The organism is Pseudoalteromonas sp. L21, assembly GCF_021728035.1.
Taxonomy (GTDB): Bacteria; Pseudomonadota; Gammaproteobacteria; order Enterobacterales; family Alteromonadaceae; genus Pseudoalteromonas; species Pseudoalteromonas arabiensis.
On record NZ_JAKKCV010000005.1, the window covers coordinates 91,626 to 107,398 of the forward strand.

A 15,773-nucleotide genomic window follows, 5' to 3' on the forward strand; every position below is an offset into this window, starting at 1 on the left:
TTGAAAAAAGATAAACCCGAAAAACAAAATAAAGTAAAAACTCTATAACAGTAAATTGGAACTTTATAATTAGAAAAAAGCAAAAAAACCCAATAAATAGTTATATTTAGCCATCTATACATTTAGTTATAACCAAAATAGAGACAAACATAACAAAACGATATTTTAACTATATTTACATTTATTTTACCTTTGTCCCCCTTCGCGGAAAGTCGTGCGAAGCAACTTATAACAATCTAGGGATCATTATGACAACTAACAACTTGAAAAAGTGCGCAATTGCATTAAGCCTCACAGCGTTATTTGGAACAACAGCAGCAATGGCCGCACCAAACCAAATGTTACCACCATCAATGGCAGATACCGCTGCAAAATTACAAGGTCAAAGCGGTTTTGGAACACAATTTATTATTAAATACAAAAATAGCAACGCTGATATGACCACGATGTCTGCCGCTGAGCAAACACCTGCTATGATGAACCAAAAAGCACAAAGCTTTGTGAAGAATTTCAGCAGCAAAAAAGGCTTAGCAAAAGCTCAGTATGTACGTGCCATGGCAATGAGCAACCACCACGTAATGCGCGCTGATAAAAAGCTTTCGGCCGATGAAGCACAAGCATTTATGCAAGAAGTTATGGCAACTGGCAACGTTGAGTACATTGAAATTGACCAAATGTTACAGCCTTTCGCAACACCTAATGATCCACGTTATTCTGACCAATGGCACTACTACGAGCAAGCAGGTGGCTTGAATCTACCTACAGCATGGGATAGCGCAACAGGCAGCGGTGTAACAGTTGCTGTACTTGATACGGGTTACCGCCCACATGTTGATTTAAACGCCAACATCTTACCTGGCTACGACATGATTTCGAACCTATCTGTTGCCAACGATGGTGGTGGCCGTGACAGCGACGCTCGCGACCCTGGCGATGCAGTTGTACGTGGTGAGTGCGGTACAGATCAAAATGGCGATCCCTCACCAAAGGCAGATCAAGACTCTAGCTGGCATGGTACTCATGTTGCGGGGACCGTTGCTGCGGTAACAAATAATGGTGAAGGCGTTGCAGGTGTTGCTTATGATGCCAAGGTTGTACCTGTACGTGTGCTTGGTAAATGTGGTGGTTTAACATCTGATATTGCAGACGGTATTATCTGGGCGTCAGGTGGTTCAGTGTCTGGCGTACCTGCAAATGCTAACCCTGCTGATGTTATCAACATGAGTTTAGGTGGTGGGGGTGCATGTAGCTCAACAACGCAAAATGCTATAAACCAAGCACGCAACAACGGCGCAGTTGTTGTTATCGCCGCTGGTAACAGTAATGATAATTCGGCTAACTACAACCCAGGTAACTGTAATGGCGTTGTAAATGTTGCCTCTGTTGGCCGTAACGGTGGTCGTGCTTATTACTCAAACTTTGGTAGTAATATTGATGTTGCAGCCCCTGGTGGTGCGCAAAGCTTTGCGAATGATTCAGAGGGTGTATTATCAACTCATAACTCAGGCGCAACTGGCCCAAGCAGTGATTCTTATCATTTCTCACAAGGTACATCAATGGCTGCACCGCATGTTGCAGGTGTCGCGGCACTTATCAAACAAGCGAAGCCTTCTGCAACGCCAGATGAAATTGAAAGCATTTTAAAATCAACGACTCGCTCTTTCCCTGCTACATGTAATAACTGTGGTACAGGTATTGTCGATGCAGCCGCTGCAGTTGCAGCAGCATCGGGTTCAACTCAGCCGCCAGCTACAGGCAATGAGTTACAAGATGGTCAAGCATTAACAGGCTTAAGTGGCGCAGCAAGCAGCAAAACCTACTACACAATGGAAGTACCGGCGGGCGCAACAAATGTTACTTTCACTATGAGTGGTGGTACGGGCGATGCAGACTTATATGTTCGCGCAGGTAATGCTCCTACTACAACAACATATGATTGCCGCCCTTATGAAAGCGGTAATAACGAAGTATGTTCAATCGATAGTCCAACAGCAGGTACATACCACGTAATGCTAAGTGCTTATTCTGCCTACTCAGGTGTGAGCCTTGTAGGTGACTTAACCGCTTCTGGTGGTACAGGCTCACCACAAGCAGGCGGCGGTATAGTTGAAAATATTTCGGCTAACGCTGGTCAATGGAAACACTACACTATTGATGTGCCTGCTAATATGTCTAGCTTTACAGTGACTAGCTCTGGCGGTACAGGTGATGCAGATTTATTTGTTAAATTTGGAAGTCAACCTACAACAAGCAGCTATGACTGTCGTCCGTACAAAAGTGGCAGTGCTGAAACATGTACTTTTAGCAACCCACAAGCAGGTACTTGGCACTTAAGCTTAAATGCATTTCAAACCTTTTCAGGTGTCACACTTGATGCACAATATCAACCTTAATCGTTGATAACCCCGATTACCCTTGGGACTTTTAGCCGGACTCTCGTCCGGCTTTTTTAGTTTTATAATTTAGCTAAAACGGCCTCTGCACGGCTTACTGTAAATTCTTTATCCTGCTCAACAAACAAGCCTGTTACAGTTTGGTCGTCGACGATCATTGCATAACGTTTTGAACGCACACCACCAAAGCTAGCAGTGTCCTTATCTAAACCAAGCGCCTTGGTAAAACTAGCATCACCATCGGCTAACATACGAATATGCTCAGCATTATGTGCCTCACCCCATGCTTTCATTACAAATGCATCATTCACTGAGACGCAGTAAATCGCATCAACGCCTTTGGCGGTAATTTTATCAGCCAGTGTAACAAACTCAGGTAAGTGAGCGTTTGAACAGGTAGGCGTAAATGCCCCTGGCACAGCAAATAGCACTACTTTTTTACCAGCAAATAATGCTTCTGTGTCTAACGTTTGCATGCCTTCGCTGGTTAATTCGCTAAGGGTTGCAGTAGGTAAAGTTTGGCCTTGTTCGATCATCGTGATTCCTTGAAAGAAAATATACATTAGCAGTATGAAAGAGTAAGGTTTAATTAAACTATATATCAATTGCTAACTCTACTTATAATCACTAAGCGCTATGAATAATAAAAATTATTACGCAAACCTTTTACGCTATGCTCATAAGGTGACATTACATAAAGAAGAGGCTGAAGACTTACTGCAAACGGCTCTTCTTGTTGCCGTTGAGGCTAAACGCTCAGATCTAACATGTATAAAAAACCGTCGCTGGCTTATGGGTGTACTGCGTAATCAATCTGTATTTAATGCGCGTTCTGCCGCAAGAAGAAAAAAGCGTGAAGTAACTTTCACCAATACGAACAATACACACACATACAACGACGAAACAGCAACCTATTTTATCGATTCATTACCGCCTAGCCTAAAAACAACAGCACTTTTAGTTTTAACAGGGCATTGTAAAAAAGAAATCATCTGGCTGCTGCGAGTATCAGACGCAGCTCTAAGGCAACGGATAGCTGAGATTAAACGCCGCTGGCGACAAACCGTTGCAAAACAAATACTTGAACTTGAAGGTTTAGCTGAAGATTTGCCGTTTGGGCAAATACGTAAAGCACTTCTTAATGCGCCATGCCGTGATGAAGCGACACTCGCAAGCCATGACCCTGATGGACATCTTTTTATGATGACCTCACAAAACCACCTTGCACGGCAACATAAGGTGATATCTATTAAAAAACAGGAAAAGAACCATGCTTGATAAAAGTAAAATTGGCGCAATTTGTTATTACATTAGCGATCTAGATAAAACAGAAGCGTTTTACCGTGATACGCTCGGAATAAACATTCAAAGAATGGAAGAAGATGGAGAGGGTTGGCTGCTTGCTAAAACAGCAAATGACATCGAACTACTCTTTTTCAAACAGGAGTCAAAGCCCGGAAACACACCCATTATTGTTTTTGAGTTAGCTGATGGTGGGATTGATGACGTAGTCGAAACACTCGCAACAAAGGGAGTAACTATTGTCACCCCTGTAAGCCATGCACCAGGTGGCTGGTCAGCAGAAATCGCAGATCCAGATAATCATCAAATATCAATGTATCAATCCAGTGATGTTCCACGCAGCAAAAGATAGGGTAAAGATTATACCGTCAAAACCAAGTGCGCTCACCCCGCACTTGGTTTAAAGAAGTTAAATAATACATTCCCCATTAGAAAGAGCAGCAACTCTCGCTATTTTTTGTGCTTTTCAGTCCACTTGAAACACTTATAATCCTAAGCTGGTTTTAATTGTCTGCATTTGTTGCTGCAAACGCTGCTGAATATCACTTACTAGCACGTTCGATTCACTCACTTGGCCTTTCATGCTTTGCATAGACTGACTAAAGTTTTCGAGTAATGCATTTTGCTGTTTAGCTAGCTCCATCGCATCAAACGCGACCTTGTTAGCATCTTGTGCATTATCAGCAACGCCTTCAGAGTTACGTTTTAGCTCTTGGGCATTTTGTGTTTGTAACTCTGCATCGTTAGCAAGGGCACTTATTTGTGTCGATACCATTGATGAGTTTTCACTTAGGCGATTAAGCTGACTGTTAATATCATCAAGTGAGCCTTGGGTTTGTCTAGCAAGTTTGCGCACTTCGTCAGCTACAACCGCAAAACCTCGGCCATGCTCCCCTGCACGAGCCGATTCTATAGCGGCATTTAATGCTAGCAAGTTAGTTTGCTCAGCAATATTTTTAATTACTTCAATAACTTGACCAACATCATCCACGCCCTTTAATAGCTCTTTTAAGCTATTTAACCCTTGCTCAACACGCTGCTCAGTATGTGAGCTTGCTGTTAGCATACTCTCAGCAAAACCTAAGCTTTGCTCCATGGCACCAAATGTCTGTTTTGCGTTGTCAGCCACTTGACTATTAATGGTGTTAACTTGTTCACCAATATGTTGAATATCGCTTAGTAGCCCTTGATTTTGCTCAACTTGAGTGTGGCTAGCATCGGTCTTTTGAGCAATAGTAAGTAAGTGCTCACTCATTTCTAACATAAAGTCATTAATCACTTTGAGCATTTGCGCACGCTCTTCCGCTTCAATTCGTTGACGCTCAATTAACTGATTAAAATAATGAGCTATCTCCCCTATTTCAGTTTTTGGATTTTTGCTTTCAATATTTTTAAGCTCATTACTTTCAATTAAGAATGCAAAGCCATCTCGTAACTGACGCAGCGGGTTTAAAACTTGATTACGCTGTACAAAATAAACACCGCCTGCAAGTACCACTAACATGCCAATCGCAATACAAAATACAATAAATACGTGCTGTTTAAGCTGGCTTTGTTCGTCTTTCAGTTTTTGCTCAGCCCCAAGCACCGTTGCCGATAAGGCCGCAATTTGTTCACGCAGTGCTTGCATACCCGTTTGACGCTGCTCAGCTTGCTCTAGCGTTGAGGCTAAATCACGAGGGAAACGCTTAGGCCAACTTATTAACTCCGATTTAATATCGCCGGCTAAGTCCTCGGCTTCTTCACCAAAAAATAAAGCATCTTCGTCGACTTCACTCATCACTCCTAGGTTATCAAGCGCATCAATTTTGCTTGCTAATGCATTTAAATTTTCTACGCTTTGATTGAGGCTTGCTTTGGTGTCTTGATCAAAGCTTAAAACCAGCTTGTAGGTGTATAAAGCAAGTGATGTCACTTCGTTGTAATAGTCGGCACCCAGTTGGTAATATTCAAGCGCTAAATCTGTTTGCGGCTTTGCTTTACGAGCATAGCCTATTAGCGAGGAGGCAGAGCCTGCCATTTGCCTGAGCGAGTTGTCCAATAAAGCCATTTCGTTACCCGATAACTTACCTAGAGCACGGTATTTACCATTGATATCTTTATCTAATGCTGAGAGTTGAGTTGATAAGTGTGAATTTAAATCTTGAGGAAGATGCGCTAAGTCTTGCTTTATGACCTCAGCAATCAGTGCCGATGATAAATTAAGGTATTGACTATCACCTTGCTCTAAATAGTCATCGAGGTGGCTTTTTAAATCAATAACTAGGGTATTTTTGAGTTTATTATAAGCGTTATTTTGTTGTTCTAAACTTAATAGAGTTTGGCTTGCCCAAAATAAGGTCGCCGCTAACAAGATACTAGCAAGTGTGAGTAAAACGGCCAATAACCGAGTAAATGATGACACGCGCATAAACTATAATCCCCTAAGTCATTACGCGTGTAGAATATTAACCTTTTATGACAATTTGATGTAACCCAACCTAATATCCAGAAACTATTAATCAAAAATAGTACAAAAGGGTAGGTTAGGTCATTGCAGCTTTCACATATACATCAAAGCGGTTCTTTTTAGTTTTGATCTGCATGCTGGGTGTTTCAGCATTTAAAAATGGCGCGTAGTCAGGCCGCTTTACCACGACTCGCTTACTCGCCAGCGGATAGGCAAAATCTAAAAGATCATCTGCATCGCTATCAGCGCCAACAAGCGCTTGGAATACTCGCATTTCTTTTTTAACTAAAGCTGATTTTTCACGATGAGGAAACATCGGATCCAAGTACACGACATCTGGTATATCGTTACACTGAGCAAGTAGAGTATGGCTCGAACCGAATACTAAGCTCATATTTTCTTTCATCCATGCGCCAATTTCAGCATCACCGTAGGCGCGTTCAAGGCCATCAAATAATAGTGCAGCTACCACAGGATGACGCTCATGCAAAATAACTTTACAACCGAGTGACGCCAGCACAAAACCATCACGCCCAAGTCCTGCTGTGGCATCAAGGACAACGGGTGTGGCTCCTTTATTTAACCCTACAGCTTTGGCAATTGCTTGGCCTTTACCACCACCGAATTTACGGCGGTGCGCCGCCGCTCCTGTGACAAAGTCGACGTGGATAGCCCCTAGTTTAGGCTCATCTTTCTTTTTTAAGCTCAGACCTTGCTCATCATAATGCAATGAAAAGCCGTCATTACTGTTCGCCCATTCAGTTAAACCAAAGCGCTGCTCTATAGCATCTAAATAAGGACGCATTTCTTTAAAGGGACAATGAATTACCACGTAAAACTCCGAGCTATACTAATGGCCATGAGTATATCATGGCTTAAAATAGCTCGATATCCGTTTGTGATGTCACATCTTCTGTGTGGCTAGGCTCTGCCATTTTTTGTAAATGACCCAATAGCTCACTACGCGATTCAATAATGTGGAGCAACTGAAACTTAATCGCTTCAAGATCATCATTCAGCGAGGCAAAAAGTAACTGGGTTTGTTGTAAGTGCTGTAAATGAAAAATGATTTCATCGCTATTTAGTAACTTACTTTGTTCAACTGACTTATTCAGTTCACTCAGTTGCACAGCAAACTTTTCGACAGCCCGTTCTCGCGAGTAACTGTGTTGATACATTTGCTCCGACAGCTCGCTAAATGCATTACCGATTTGTTTAGCCTGTGTGAGTGCTCGCTCATTGACTTCCATATCTTGAACCTTCGCATTGGTCACTTCAAGAATATGCGGAAACAAGTCTTTATATCGGCCATACAACTGAGCATCATCAAGTGGCATGTTTTTAATTAACATGGACACTTTCGGGTAGTTAATAATGGTACGATGGCCAAAATCGACAAACCGGTTAGCATCGCGATGTTTTTCGAGTAACTCACGCTCTAGTGGGCAAACAGCCCCCTCTGCACCACAAAAAATCCCGATATCTTGATACCAAAAAGCGAGCACTACATCGAGCTCCATTGGGTTAAAAAACTCAAACATGTATTCTGACAGCGATTGGATATCATGTGCATGATAACTTTGACCCACATAGCGCATAATACGCCCCATATCACCCGAGTCTGTCATGGCGATTTCAGCGGTTATTTGCGCGCGCTCCACATCGCTTTTTAGCTTTTTAGAATGCTGTCGGTATTCATACAAAACACGGATACGTGCCATTAACTCTTCAGCATTAAAGGGTTTAACAATATAGTCAGAAGCCCCTGAATTGTAACCCTTAACACGGTCAGGAAGTTCCTTTTTCCCAGATAGAAACATCACGGGTATATCTTTAGTTTGAGAGTTAGCTTTTAATTCACTGCATACTTCAAACCCTGTTTTTCCGGGCATTTCAACATCTAGTAAAATAATGTCTGGATTATATTTAATTGCTTGTCTTAACCCTTCATCGCCATTTTTAGCATGGATCAATGTGCAAAAGCCAGAAAGTGACTCTTCAATTACATGATGTACGTATTTGTCATCATCTATGGCTAACACCAGTTTCGACATGCTTTTATCCTGTAAATAGCTTTTTAAAAAGCATAGTACGCAGGGTTGATTTTGCTAAGGTTTATTAATAAAAAAAGCGCCTTTCGGCGCTTTCCAATAATACTTACTATTTAGGCTGCAATTCCGCTGTGCCTAAGCAGTGCATCAACTTGTGGCTCACGGCCTCGGAACTTCTTGAATAGTTCCATAGGTTCCTCGCTGCCTCCTTTTTCTAAAATATTGTTAAGGAAGGCCTGCCCTGTCTCTTGATTAAAGATCCCTTCTTCCTCAAATTTAGAAAATGCGTCAGCCGAAAGAACCTCTGCCCATTTATACGAGTAATAGCCTGCACTATAGCCACCAGCAAAAATATGGCTAAAGCCATGCTGAAAACGGTAAAATTCTGGAACCTTAACAACCGCTGTTTTACTACGCACATCATCAAATGTAGCTTGAATATTACAAGGCTCACCTGCTTTGTAGTCATGATGAATCGTAAAATCAAACAACGAAAACTCTAGCTGACGCAGCATATGCATACCTGATTGGAAGTTCTTCGCCGCAAGCAATTTATCAAGCAGTTCTTTTGGTAGTGGTTCATCTGTTTCATAGTGACCCGAGATGAAGTTAAGCGCTTCTTCTTCATAACACCAGTTTTCTAAGAACTGGCTTGGTAATTCAACCGCATCCCATGCAACACCGTTAATACCCGCCACTGGCGCTGCATCAACTTGAGTTAACATATGATGGATACCATGACCGAACTCATGGAATAAGGTGGTTACTTCGTTATGAGTAAACAGTGCAGGTTTATCACCCACCGCTTTATTAAAGTTACACACCAAGTAAGCAACGGGTGTTTGTAGCTCGCCGTTAGCACGTACTTTACGACCCATGCAATCGTCCATCCATGCGCCACCACGCTTGCGGTCTCGTGCATATAAATCTAAATAGAAACGGCCTCGTAGCGTGTTGCTACTGTCGTAAATCTCAAAGAAACGTACGTCAGGATGGTAAGTATCAAAGTCACTCACTTCTTTAACGTTAATACCAAATAAGCGATTTACTGTGGTAAATAAGCCATTTAATACTTTATTTGCAGGGAAATAAGGGCGCAGTACTTCATCAGAAATCGCGTATTTCTCTTGCTTAAGCTTTTCTGCGTAATAAGCGTAATCCCACGCGGCAAGCTCCGTCACACCGTGTTTATCTTTTGCATAAGCCGTTAGCTCAGCCAGCTCTTGCTCGGCTTGTGGCTTAGACTTAGCTGCTAAATCTTCTAAGAATGAAAATACCTGAGCAGGTGATTCTGCCATTTTTGTTGCCAATGACATATCTGCATAACTGTTAAAACCAAGTAATTGCGCAAGCTCATGACGAAGCGCAAGTTCTTCGCTCATAATGGCAGAGTTATCAAACTCACCCGCATTCGGACCTTGATCCGACGCACGAGTAACAAACGCGGTATATGTTTCTTCACGTAATTCGCGGTTATCTGCGTAAGTCATGATAGGTAAATAAGATGGAAAATCTAACGTGAATACCCAACCATCTAGATCTTTACTTTTTGCCGTATCAGCACCCAGAGCTAATGCAGATTCAGGCAAACCAGCAAGCTCGCTTTCATCAGTAATATGCTTTTGCCAAGCAAGTGTGGCATCCATTACATTGTTACCAAACTTAGATGAAAGCTCTGATAAACGCGCACTAATTTCACCATAACGCTTTTGTTGCTCTGGTTTTAGCGCAATACCTGATAACTCAAAGTCACGTAACGCATTAGTAATCGTTTTTTGCTGTGCGGTGGTAAGTGCTTTAAATTCATCGCTGTTGTGTAGAGCGTTATAAGCATCGTATAAACCTTGATGCTGACCCACAAACGTTGAGTACTCCGATAACAACGGCAAACATTGCTCATAAGCTTCTCGTAGCTCATCGCTGTTCACGACTGAGTTCATATGAGATACCGGTGAAAATAGTCGTGATAGCTTATCGTCAGCTTCTTCAAGTGGAAGCACCAAATCATTCCACGTATATGACTTAGCTGCCAAGACCTTATCGATAGTTAAACGACACTCTTTAATTGCCGCTTTTAATGCTGGCACCACATGCGCTGGTTCAATCTTAGAAAACGGCGGAAGCCCTTCTAAACCAATAAGTGGATTATTTTCTGCAATTGTCATTTTCGTTCTCAATTTTTAATGCGAAGATGATTCTGAGGTTGGGGCAAATTGATGAAATACAAGGGGCTTAACCTTGGTCTTTATTATGCTATTATCGATTAATTAAAGAAAAGTTATCTATTTTTGAGGACAAACTATGGCTCAGCATTTTGATTACATTGCAATTGGTGGCGGTAGCGGCGGTATCGCTTCTGCTAACAGAGCAGCAATGCGTGGCGCAAAAGTGGCACTTATTGAAGCAAAACACATGGGCGGCACGTGTGTAAACGTGGGCTGCGTTCCTAAAAAAGTGATGTGGCATGGTGCACAAGTGGCTGAAGCTATTAATGCTTACGCACCTGATTATGGCTTTGATGTTGAGTTAAAAAGCTTTAGCTGGGCTAAATTAGTAGAAAGTCGCGAAGCGTACATAGGCCGTATTCACCAAGGTTACAATAAGTATTTATCAAGCAATGGCGTTACTGTAATCAATGGCTTTGCTAAATTTGTTGATAGCAAAACGGTTGAAGTTAATGGTGAACTATACACTGCTGACCATATTCTTGTTGCCGTAGGTGGCCGCCCTACTATTCCTAATATCCCAGGTGCTGAGCTTGGTATTGACTCAAACGGCTTCTTTGAATTAAACGAACAGCCAAAACGTGTAGCTGTTATTGGTGCGGGTTATATTGCCGTTGAAATCGCAGGCGTACTCCACAGCCTTGGCACAGAAACCCACTTGTTTGTTCGTAAAAACAAACCGCTGCGTACTTTTGACCCATACATCGTTGATACCCTAGTCGATATTATGGCAAAAGAAGGCCCAACTCTTCATACAGATTGCACGCCGAAAGAAGTCGTTAAAGAAAGCGATGGCAGCTTAACGATTCATTTTGAAAATGGCCACAGCCAAAACGTTGATGAAGTAATTTGGGCCATTGGCCGTACACCAACAACTGATAAGATCAATCTTGCAGCTGCGGGAGTTGAAGTCAATGAAGGTGGTTATGTAAAAGTAGACGAATTCCAAAACACCACTGCTAAGAACGTCTATGCAGTGGGTGATATCATCGAAAACGGTATCGAACTTACACCTGTAGCCGTTAAAGCAGGCCGTATTTTATCTGAGCGTTTATTCAATAAAGAATTACCTGATGATTTAAAGATGGACTACGAGCTAGTGCCTACTGTGGTATTTAGCCACCCACCAATCGGCACGATTGGTTTAACGGAGCAAGAAGCGATTTCGCAATATGGCGAAGAAAACGTTAAAGTTTATAAATCAAGCTTTGCAGCAATGTATACTGCGGTTACACAACACCGCCAAGCATGCAACATGATGCTAGTATGTGCAGGTGATAACGAAAAAGTTGTTGGCTTACACGGCATTGGCTTTACCGTAGATGAAATGATTCAAGGCTTTGCTGTTGCCATGAAGATGGGCGCAACCAAAGCAGACTTTGATGCTGTTGTGGCGATTCACCCAACAGGCTCAGAAGAGTTTGTAACGATGAGATAAACTCGCGTTGCGAGTCAATATTAAAACCTTGTGGTGCTGTCACAAGGTTTTAATAAAACTCACGATTTTTCATAGAAGTGGAGCTTATAGAATTGAGCCAAATACACCTACGAACAAAATGAAATAGGTTTATAATAACCGCTCTCATTCCTTTCCAACTCGAACACGTTTACATCTTCCATAAATGCAAAAAAATCATCCCTATTATTAAGTTTCAAATAGACATTTAACTCACTATTTTCAGATGAAAAGTCGCTGTTTTTACATGCTGAATTGACGTTCACACTCATATTAATAGTACCCGTGATACTATTCTTTTTATAATCTTTTACTACATCCTGATCATGCCGCATTTCTAGTGCGTCATTTTTATTCAACTGTAAAATAAAAATGTTACTATTCACCTTGTTTTTTTGTTTTAACTCATCAGGTAATTCATATTTTTCATTCACATTGACAAAGTATTCATGCTCAAAACTATAGTTAGGATCATCAGCTTTTACGTTAAATTTAATTACTACATCGTTATTATTAATAACAATTCCTACAGGAACTTGAACAGCAACAACTACCTCGCTTGGCTCAACTTCTAAAGGGTCGAAACTCATCATTTTATACATTGATGCCAGCGACATACTACTGCATCCAGAAACGACAAATGTGCTCACTAAAAGTACACACAAAAATATATTCTTCAAACTATCTAACTCCTTGTTAAAAAGTTATTTATCCAACTAGATAAAAAAGGCTTCATCTACCACTTGTCAGATTCTTGTAACTAGCAATCACATCAAGTAATAAGAAAATGGTTAAACAAAAAGCAACTTGTATTTATTATTGAAACAAAAAACTTATGATGCTGCCACAAGTTTTTTATGCCTATGATTACAAAGTGAGGGTGAGTTGTTAAACTCAGTCAAAATAATAAAAACGTAAACTACTTTGCAATCAATCACTTTATTCCCTGTACACCTTGTACAGAGTATCTTTCTGTTTCAAATGTTATTTGGTGCATTATTAATTAATAGCCAAAAACAAAGTCGTTCCTTGGTGCTGTTGTTTGCATTTCAAGGCTGTGTATGCGCCTTTAATCTGTTAGAAGGGTTAGAGTTTTCTGATTACTTAATCACCCCAGCATTTACATTACTGTATGGGCCTATGATTTACTTTTTTACCTTGTCGATTACAGGTAAGCAACCCTTTAAAACATCACACTACGCGGTTCACTTAATTCCTGCGGCTATTTCCTTGGCCTTTACCCACTACACACAAGCGATCATTTTACTTGGTTCACTTAGTCAACTTGGTTATTTCTACTTTGCTTATGGCATTTTAAAGCGCTATCACAAACAACTTATGCATGCTCGCTCAGATGCTGAGAGCCTTAAATTAAAGTGGCTGATCAAAGCATTATTTATTTTTGCCATTATTGTCGTATTCGATTTGCTGCGTATGAATGTGCAACCAATCACGCCGCTCGATTTAAAGATGCACTGGTATTTATTAAACGAAATACTGTTACTGCTAATGTTTAGCTTTTTGTTGTTTCACACCATCAAAAGTAGCTTTCAATTCGAGCCAGTCACATTGCCTGAAGAACCCGAAGCTGAACAAACTGATTCGTCTGACGAGCAACTTGCGCAGCAAATTTTCTCAACCATTGATAACTTGATTATTAATGAATCGCTTTATCGACAACCTAGGTTGTCATTAAACGACTTAGCAAATAAAACTGGGCTCGGTAGTAAAGAAATATCTTGGGCTATTAACAGCACAACGGGGAACAACTTTTGTGAGTACATCAACCAGCATAGAGTGAATGATGTTAAACGCGAAATAGAGCAAGACTCATCTCAAAAACTCAGCCTGATAGAACTGGCATTTCAAGCTGGCTTTAATTCTAAATCGACTTTTAATGCGGTGTTTAAAAAAGAAACGGGATTAACGCCGAGTCAATTTAAGAAGCAAACACTAAAAACCTGCTCATAAAACAGACAAAAAACGTCCTAAATCCTGTTTTAGGACGCTTTTTTACAGCCAAAACGCTAATTTAAACAAAAAAACAGCTTTGAGACTCCAGATGTACAAGTCCTATTTTTTACTACTAACATTTATCCTTTTAATGAACTATTCGAGTTTTTCTTTAGCAACTAATCATTCTTTAGAAGTGACGAATCAAGCCTTAAAAGTGCAACCAAGTCGCGTTGGTGCAAGCGACCCAATCGCTTACTTTCAATCGAAAACAGCGGCAATAGAATTTGCTAAACAACAAAACTGGGCTCTGGTGAATAAACTCACAAAAAAGCTCATTAATGAATATCAACATGATGGTGATACTTGGTATTTACTTGGCCTCAGTTACTTTCAATTGGCCGACTATCTAAATGCCAGCAATGCTTTGCAACGCGCACTTGCAATTGGGACTAGCTTAAAAGGCATTGCTAATGGGGCTAGTAACCCTAACGATTTAATGGTGAAAATTGCAGAGGCATACGCAGAGCTTAATAACCAACAACAAGCCGAATATTGGCTTAAAAAAGCACTTTCTGCAAGGTGGGATGACCGACCAACACTTGCAGGCACCGGCTTATTTAAATCAGGCACTAATCCTCACTTTGAGCGTTTTGCGCAATCAGCCAGCTTTAAATCTCTAGCGGGTAATAACCTCGGTACTGAACTCAATCGCGATCAAAAATGGCGCGCCGATTTAGCGTTTTTAGTCGCGGAGATTAACCGTTTACACGTGGCAATGTATCAAAACATGAGCCCACAACAGTTTTCAGAAAAAGTAACAGACATTGATAAATCGATTCCTAACCTGACTGATCAGCAAATTGTTTTTCAGTTTATGGAGCTAATAGCACTACTTGGCAATGGTCATAATTTATTGATCCCTGCATGGGGTGAAAAAGGCAACTTTCAGCAATTACCATTTCAGTTTTATCAATTTAGTGATGGCTTATACATCACCAAAGCCAGTAGCGATTATCAGCAATATATTGGCTATAAAGTTGAAGCACTAGCCGATACACCAGCCGAGCAAGCCCTTGAGTTAACCAAACGTGTTAATGCTCGCGATAATGAAATGCAAACCCTTTGGTTAGGCCCATATTATTTAAGTTTGCTTGATGTACTAAACGGGCTTGGTATTAGCAAGGGCAATAAGGTAACACTCACGCTCAGGTCACCGAAAGGGGCTGTCACCACTGTTACGCCAGCGCTAAAATCGATGCAATTTGCAGGCTTTCCTAAATTACCAAAACTTGCTGAACACCCTACGCTTCGTTACTTAGCGAAAAACAACACGCCATTTTGGAGCGAACAAATAAAAACAAATAAATTACTGTATGTGCAATTCAATGATGTGCGTAATAGCAAAGATCTCACACTTGCTGAATTTGCCACGCAACTACAAACACAAATAAAACACGATGACATTGAACATATGGTGCTGGACCTTCGCCATAATAGTGGTGGTAATGGCTCGCTTACCCCTCCTTTGGTGGCAACAGCCGCATTTTTTAAAGTATTAAAACCACAAGGTAAGTTATTTATATTAATTGGCCGTAATACGTTTTCGGCAGGCCATGATGTAGCGGTTAAGATTGCCAATATAGTGCCAACAATTTTTGTAGGTGAACCATCAGGCACCCGTCCGAATGTGGTAGGTGAAGCGGGCTGGTTTAACTTACCTTACAGTAAACAAACAGGGCTTATTTCGAGTCAGTTCCACCAGCAAAGCCGTGCGGAAGATCATCGAATTTGGTTAGCACCCGATCTGCCTATTTCACTATCTGCAACAGATTACTTTGCGGGTGTTGACCCTGTGATGAATGCCGTTTTAACCATAACTAAGCAATAAACAGTGCTGGCACAAACCTTGTAACTGTTAATAAAGTAACCAGTTATAGCAAC

At 41.1% G+C, this 15,773-nt stretch carries 12 protein-coding genes; 6 read left to right on the forward strand and 6 right to left on the reverse strand.

Annotated features, from left to right (window positions below; genetic code table 11):
- Nucleotides 1-248: 248 nt before the first annotated feature.
- Nucleotides 249-2,393, forward strand: a complete 2,145-nt coding sequence (locus L3V41_RS14920) for a S8 family peptidase (protein ID WP_237128029.1) — start codon at nt 249-251, stop codon at nt 2,391-2,393.
- 62 nt (nt 2,394-2,455) lie between these two features.
- Here the strand turns inward: L3V41_RS14920 and L3V41_RS14925 are convergent, their stop codons facing one another.
- Nucleotides 2,456-2,929: a peroxiredoxin gene (locus tag L3V41_RS14925; RefSeq protein WP_062567337.1), complete on the reverse strand. Its 474-nt coding sequence runs from the start codon at nt 2,927-2,929 to the stop codon at nt 2,456-2,458.
- Nucleotides 2,930-3,029: 100 nt separating this feature from the next.
- Between L3V41_RS14925 and L3V41_RS14930 the strand changes: the two genes are divergently transcribed.
- Both L3V41_RS14930 and L3V41_RS14935 read left to right on the forward strand, forming a co-directional pair.
- Nucleotides 3,030-3,671, forward strand: coding sequence for a transcriptional regulator (locus tag L3V41_RS14930; protein WP_193988277.1), 642 nt, complete (start codon nt 3,030-3,032; stop codon nt 3,669-3,671).
- Nucleotides 3,664-4,047: a VOC family protein gene (locus tag L3V41_RS14935; protein ID WP_193988276.1), complete on the forward strand. Its 384-nt coding sequence runs from the start codon at nt 3,664-3,666 to the stop codon at nt 4,045-4,047. The genes L3V41_RS14930 and L3V41_RS14935 overlap by 8 nt, the downstream gene beginning before the upstream one ends.
- 132 nt (nt 4,048-4,179) lie before the next feature.
- On the opposite strand, the gene L3V41_RS14940 is transcribed toward L3V41_RS14935, so the two are convergent.
- From L3V41_RS14940 to prlC, 4 genes are all read right to left on the reverse strand, one after another.
- A complete protein-coding gene (locus tag L3V41_RS14940; RefSeq protein WP_237114782.1) occupies nt 4,180-6,105 on the reverse strand; it encodes a methyl-accepting chemotaxis protein in 1,926 nt (641 codons plus the stop codon).
- Nucleotides 6,106-6,220: 115 nt separating this feature from the next.
- Nucleotides 6,221-6,976 carry a class I SAM-dependent methyltransferase gene (locus tag L3V41_RS14945; protein WP_062567333.1) on the reverse strand — a complete coding sequence of 252 codons (756 nt, stop codon included), beginning with the start codon at nt 6,974-6,976 and terminating at the stop codon, nt 6,221-6,223.
- A 43-nt stretch (nt 6,977-7,019) separates the two neighbouring features.
- The gene (locus tag L3V41_RS14950; RefSeq protein ID WP_062567332.1) at nt 7,020-8,198 is read right to left on the reverse strand and encodes a response regulator; all 1,179 of its coding nucleotides are present in this window, start codon (nt 8,196-8,198) and stop codon (nt 7,020-7,022) included.
- Between the two features lie 110 nt (nt 8,199-8,308).
- Nucleotides 8,309-10,360, reverse strand: coding sequence for an oligopeptidase A (gene prlC / locus L3V41_RS14955; RefSeq protein WP_062567331.1), 2,052 nt, complete (start codon nt 10,358-10,360; stop codon nt 8,309-8,311).
- A gap of 136 nt (nt 10,361-10,496) precedes the next feature.
- Between prlC and gorA the strand changes: the two genes are divergently transcribed.
- Nucleotides 10,497-11,858, forward strand: a complete 1,362-nt coding sequence (gene gorA, locus L3V41_RS14960; protein WP_062567330.1) for a glutathione-disulfide reductase — start codon at nt 10,497-10,499, stop codon at nt 11,856-11,858.
- A 107-nt stretch (nt 11,859-11,965) separates the two neighbouring features.
- Here the strand turns inward: gorA and L3V41_RS14965 are convergent, their stop codons facing one another.
- Nucleotides 11,966-12,556, reverse strand: a complete 591-nt coding sequence (locus L3V41_RS14965; RefSeq protein WP_157066149.1) for a hypothetical protein — start codon at nt 12,554-12,556, stop codon at nt 11,966-11,968.
- Between the two features lie 244 nt (nt 12,557-12,800).
- Between L3V41_RS14965 and L3V41_RS14970 the strand changes: the two genes are divergently transcribed.
- A complete protein-coding gene (locus L3V41_RS14970) occupies nt 12,801-13,847 on the forward strand; it encodes a helix-turn-helix domain-containing protein (RefSeq protein ID WP_157066148.1) in 1,047 nt (348 codons plus the stop codon).
- A gap of 91 nt (nt 13,848-13,938) precedes the next feature.
- The gene (locus tag L3V41_RS14975) at nt 13,939-15,720 is read left to right on the forward strand and encodes a hypothetical protein (RefSeq protein WP_237128030.1); all 1,782 of its coding nucleotides are present in this window, start codon (nt 13,939-13,941) and stop codon (nt 15,718-15,720) included.
- The last annotated feature ends 53 nt before the right edge of the window (nt 15,721-15,773 follow it).